Here is a 5,709-nt window from a genome sequence, read left to right on the forward strand (position 1 = left end):
TCCTAATCCCCAGGTTGCTTTGAAAATCGATGCCAGCAGCCACCAGTATAAGTGGACTGATCCCGCGAATAGCTCTGCCGGCAGTAAGAATGTCCACTACGAAGAAGTGCGGATCGATTTGTCGTTTTTCTTTGAATAACCAAGCGTGAGGACCCCGATGAAAAAATATTCTCTTATCGTTGCGGTGTTACTAAGTACCGCCTTAACTGTTGTTGCTTTCGGGCAGACGGTTCTCATTGTAAATACTGCAAACAACGTTACTTCGATGTCCCGCACCGAAGTCTCAAATTTTTACTTGGGTAAAACCACCAAATGGTCGAACGGGGAAAAAGCAATACCGGTCGACCAAAAAAAGGTTAATTCCGCCGGCAAAGCATTTCTCGCGAATATCGTGAAGATGTCGGAATCCGAGTTTAAGAAGGAATGGATGAGTAAAATGCTGTCTGGGGAAGCGGAGCCGTTACTCTTGAAAGCAAATGATGAGGAAGTAATCGAGTTCGTAAAAGCGAACAAGGGCGGCATCGGATATGTCAGTGCGAGCAGTGTCGAAGCAGGTGTAAAATTTGTCGCTATCGATGGAAAGAAAGAGTGGTAACGTGAGTTATCCTCAAAATTCGGAATAGGTTTCGGGCGGGCTATCGGATTGCCCGCCCCAATCTGTTTGAAACTTGTTTAGGAGATTGCCATGAACGGAAACACCCGATTTTCGGCTTCGATCAAAGGAAAACTTGTCATTTTGATGACAGTATATGCTTTGATTGTATCGGTTTTTTCATTACTCTACTATCCCGCGATACTGAGTTCAAATCTGAAATCCCAATTCAACTCCAAAATGAACACGGTTGGTGAAATGGTTGCGTTAGGAACCGGTATCGGGTTGGGAACCGACCAATTGATGGTGATCAAAAATGTATTCGACTGGGCAAAATCCGATAGCAACCTGATTTACATCGTCGTATTGGACCAAGTGAACGAAGTTTACACACAGCATCCCAAGGAGATTAATTTTGACCTTAAAAAATGGTTAACAAAAACCGAGATGTCGATTTCTGGTGACACCCTACAAATCATAAAAAAGATACGTTATCAAAAACAAGAACTGGGATCGATTCTGCTCGGCGTTAGTACAAAATCGGTCAGAGAAGAGATTACGAAGATGCGCGTCGTTGTGTCGCTGATTGGTTTAGTGATGCTAATCGTCGGTGTATTCTTAGCGTTCGGGATGGGTAAATACTTTGGCAATCGTGTTGGGAATCTCGTCCGGGTATCCGAAGCTATTAAATCAGGCGACTACTCAACCACAACCAGTGACACGGGTAACGATGAAATCAAGATTTTGGGTGAATCACTTCTGGTAATGAGCGATACGTTACAACAGAAAGAAAGAGATGCAATCGCCGCTTTACAGGAAACCCGTGATGTAGTCTCTGAAATCAACCGGGCATCGACTTTGCTTAACGAGGGGAGACTCGAGCAACGAGCATCTCTAAGCGGTATTGAAGGGGATTACCGCAAACTAATCGAGAGCTTCAACTCGGCGATTGACAGCATCATAAATCCCTTAGTGGAAGCATCAACGGTATTGGAAGAGATTGCAAACCATGATTTAACTTCTCGGGTTACAGGGGAGTATCGTGGCGATCATGCTCGAATAAAGAATTCATTGAACATCGCCGTGAATAATCTTGATGGAAGTATGTTGATGGTTTCCCAGGTTTCCGATCGAATCCTATCGGCAGCCAACGAAATCAGCCGGAACAGCCAAGCACTGGCTCAGGGAGCCTCCGAACAAGCATCTTCCCTGGAAGAGATTTCAGCTACGTTGGAAGAGATGTCGGCAATGACACGACAGAATGCAGCAAGCAGTAACGAGGCGAGCAAGCTTACCAAGGGAACGTTAACGAATGCGAAGAGTGGCAATGAAGCGATGATCCGGATGCAGGAGGAGATTAACCAGATCAAGAAATCCGCCGATCAAACAGCAAAAATTATTAAGACCATCGATGAAATTGCTTTCCAAACGAATCTGTTGGCGCTGAATGCTGCAGTCGAAGCAGCCCGTGCTGGCGAAGCTGGTAAAGGATTTGCCGTAGTCGCCGAAGAAGTACGCAATCTTGCCCAGCGTAGTGCTGCCGCAGCGAAAAACACAGCCGAGTTGTTGGAAGAATCACAGGTGAAAGCAGACAGCGGTGTTCAGATTGTGCAAGTAGTTGCAAAACATTTCCATGAAATTCTGATGGATATCGAACAGGTTAACAGTATCTCCGATGCGATCTCAACCGCATCAAACGAACAGGCGGCCGGTATCGACCAAGTTAACCTTGCAGTGGGCCAATTGAATGCCGTCACTCAACAAAATGCCGCGAACAGTGAAGAATCGGCGAGTGCTGCAGAAACGATGAATTCACAAGCGATTGAGCTGAATACTATGGTAAGCGAATTCACTTTGTCGGATAGCAGTCGAACCAAACGACGCAAAGCAGCTCTTGAACAGGGAAACACAAGTCGTTCGGATGAACGTCGCTCACGGGTACTCAATGCCCCAACCTCCGGAAAAATGGTAAAACCGGAAGATGTTATTCCCTTGAGTGACAGTGATCTTTCAGAATTTTAAGGATTTAGTGAGTAATTTTACGGTTTAGTGAGTATATTTCAGCGTGATGCATCGAGTGGGTTTTAACTCTTTGTGTTACGTTGAACTCATTACATCGTTGAATCTCCATAATTGAAGGATATTCTTTAAAGTATCTGGACTACCCTATGTTAACAACAGCGCGAAAGTTTTCTTTAGTTCTCGTATTATGGTTGACTTCGATAGCATTTAGCGAAACAAATATTCCGCTATCGGTAACTTCGGGAGTAGCGAATACAAAGTTCTCAATCGATGGGCGCATCTTTTTAGGGCTGTTTGCATCAGAACCGGATGGCAGCTATCCCAATCGAACGTTTGACATTCCCGATGCAAAACTGCGCTTTGTAATCCAACCTGCCAAGAATGTGATATTGGTGAATCGGATGTCCTTTTCCAAAACAGCGGCTGGTGGACTTGACTACTGTTATCTCGACTTGAAAGACTATCTTGGCTGGCTCCCCGGTCACACTTTTCGTATTGGCCGGATAAAAACCGATTTCGGTTGGGAACCCTATACCGATAGTCCAATTGATGCGATAACTATCACGAACTCTGCATCGAATATCACAGGAGTCGATGAAGGTGTGATGTTCTTGGGAAGAATGTCGCAACTGCCTCTTAGCTACTCATTAGCGGTCACCAACGCATCGAAGGATGTCACCGGTTCTTCTAATGGATTGGCTGTAACCGGTAAAGTCTCGGCATTCCCCACCAAGCAACTCACTTTCGCCATGAGTGGTTATCAAACGGGAAATCTGGTTCGCGATACTGCGTCGGTGGAATGCGATTTGAAGTTTGCAAATCTGCAGAAAGCGCCGACTGGAGCGTCCAGTTGGCAACGCTCGATTTGGCAAGTCGAACTACTTTGGAATTACGATCAATCGGGCAAAAGTATCGTAGCTGCTAACCCGGAAATCCCACCGTATGCTATCACATGTGCTTATGGAAATCTTAACGACGCGTGTCAATCAGTATCAGATCGAAAAGCAAGCTATTACTACGTGGAAGGGTTGTACAGGATAACAAAAGCAGCGTATCTCGCAACCCGATTCAGCGAAGTAGAATTGGATGATAATGGTGTCGAGAAGTTAGCGGGTTCACCAGTCGTGGTGAACGGTTATCAACGTTTATCTATTGCCTGCGGTTACCGGATTGCTGAAGGTGTGATTGTTAAAGTAGAAGGAACTCAGAACACGACCGATGGTGGAACCAAGAACCCAAATATTAATCAGTTAGCACTTGGATTTGCTCTCAAGTTTTAGAGGTTGGACAAAGTTCAAACGAACAGAATCGATGAACGGGAGGCGCTGGTGTTTCAAGGCAGTAAACCCGAATTGAAACAAGCTATCGAAGCGTTTGCAGAAGAAATTGTGTTGCTTGACCCTTCCGATTTAGGGTCGGTAGTAAACATCCTGACGTTTAACGAAATGATATTGTTAGCGGCAGAAGAAGGTGATTCTACGGTAATCGCAGCGGCAAAAGCGGCGAAACATCAGTTAGAACAATTCATTTTTGCCGATATGGATCACCAAGCTCGACTTCCATCAGATGTGTTCTTACAGCGTCTTAACCAACTGACTTCGACCATGCAATTGGGGACTCCTCTTCCTGAGTTTGCCTCATTAGAATTGCCTGCAACTATAATACCTGACATTGAACAAGTGGAAGCGGGAAACTCTGTAGTAAAGCTTGCGGAAGAGCCACTCGTGGAGGGTAATGCTCCAGAAACGGTTCAACCAGTCTCCACACCGACTGTCCAAGCTAACATCGTCTTGGATGATCTCTCACTATACCAAGATTTTATCACAGAGGCGAATGAGCATTTAACTGCTGCGGAAGAGCAGTTGTTGGTATTAGAACGCGACCCTAATCACGCCGATGCAGTCAATACGATTTTTCGGGCATTTCATACGATTAAGGGGGTTGCTGGTTTATTAGCAGTCGATGATATTCAACAACTATCCCACGAAGCCGAGAATTTACTGGATCGTGTAAGAAAGCGAACAATTTCCGCTACAGCACAGGTATTGGATGCTTCTCTCAAAGCATTAGACGGTTTGAAACGGATGCTGAATCGATTGCAAGACAGTATCCAACAAAGTAAAATGCCGCCTCCCGATCCACAGTTGTCGGCGCTAGTGCAATTGTTACGCGATACCAGTGAAGAAAAAATCACAATCAGTGAAAGTAGTTCTCAGTCAGCGATAAAGCGTCCTGCAACCGGTCAAACCAGTGTTGCGGAGACCCCCAACATACCGTCCGAGCAAGAGTCAACTGCAACGAAAAGCAGTGGTGGAGCCAAAGAACCAATAAAAGTTGATGCCAATCGGCTGGATAGCTTAATCGACATGATTGGCGAAATGGTTATTGCGGAATCGATGGTTCAACAGGATATTGCTGCGTTTCTTGCGGAAGATAAACGCTTCAGCCGTGATGCAGCTCACCTGCATAAAATCACCCGCGAATTACAAAGCCTGAGTCTCTCGATGCGGATGATGCCAGTACGACCAGTCTTTCAAAAGATGGCTCGATTAATCCGTGATTTGAGTAAAAAAGCCAACAAGAAAATTGAGTTCGTCATCGAGGGAGAAGACACCGAACTCGATAAATCAGTTGTCGATAAAATTGGCGATCCGCTTGTTCATATGGTTCGTAATGCCATTGACCATGGGATTGAATCACCGGAAGAACGGGTCGAGAATGGAAAGCCTGAAATCGGTACCATTCGATTACGGGCATACCATCGTGGCGGAAGTATCTTCATTGAAATGTCGGACGACGGTAAAGGATTAAACCGACCCGTAATTCTGGCGAAAGCACGTGAACGAGGTATAATTGCCTCAGATGCTGTTCTAAGCGACCATGAAATCGATCAACTAATCTTTGTTCCCGGATTCTCTACCGCAAAACAAGTAACAGGAATATCAGGGCGCGGTGTCGGAATGGATGTTGTTCTGCGGAACATTCAGGCATTGCGCGGCGCAGTTGAAGTTCATTCTACCGATGGAAAAGGCACCACGATAACGCTTCGTCTCCCGTTAACTCTGGCGATTATCGACGGGATGTTGCTACAAGCG

4 protein-coding genes are annotated in these 5,709 nt (G+C 45.6%); all 4 read left to right on the forward strand.

Going from position 1 to position 5,709, the window contains the following annotated elements:
- Positions 1-157 precede the first annotated feature (157 nt).
- Entirely contained in the window at positions 158-595 is a 438-nt protein-coding gene (locus OEM52_13445; protein MDK9701140.1) for a substrate-binding domain-containing protein, read from the forward strand.
- 90 nt (positions 596-685) lie between these two features.
- Positions 686-2,614 (forward strand): methyl-accepting chemotaxis protein, encoded by a 1,929-nt coding sequence (locus OEM52_13450; GenBank protein MDK9701141.1) that lies wholly within the window; start codon positions 686-688, stop codon positions 2,612-2,614.
- A gap of 146 nt (positions 2,615-2,760) precedes the next feature.
- A complete protein-coding gene (locus OEM52_13455) occupies positions 2,761-3,894 on the forward strand; it encodes an OprO/OprP family phosphate-selective porin (GenBank protein ID MDK9701142.1) in 1,134 nt (377 codons plus the stop codon).
- A 48-nt stretch (positions 3,895-3,942) separates the two neighbouring features.
- The coding region (locus tag OEM52_13460; GenBank protein MDK9701143.1) for a chemotaxis protein CheA at positions 3,943-5,709 on the forward strand (1,767 nt) is incomplete at its 3' end.

Source organism: bacterium, assembly GCA_030247525.1.
Taxonomy (GTDB): domain Bacteria; phylum Electryoneota; class JAOADG01; order JAOADG01; family JAOADG01; genus JAOTSC01.

What these genes read in the sequence shown, in the direction of transcription:
- OEM52_13445 (MDK9701140.1), top strand. Translation starts at nt 158, where the DNA reads ATGAAAAAATATTCTCTTATCGTTGCGGTGTTACTAAGTACCGCCTTA.
- OEM52_13450 (MDK9701141.1), top strand. Translation starts at nt 686, where the DNA reads ATGAACGGAAACACCCGATTTTCGGCTTCGATCAAAGGAAAACTTGTC.
- OEM52_13455 (MDK9701142.1), top strand. Translation starts at nt 2,761, where the DNA reads ATGTTAACAACAGCGCGAAAGTTTTCTTTAGTTCTCGTATTATGGTTG.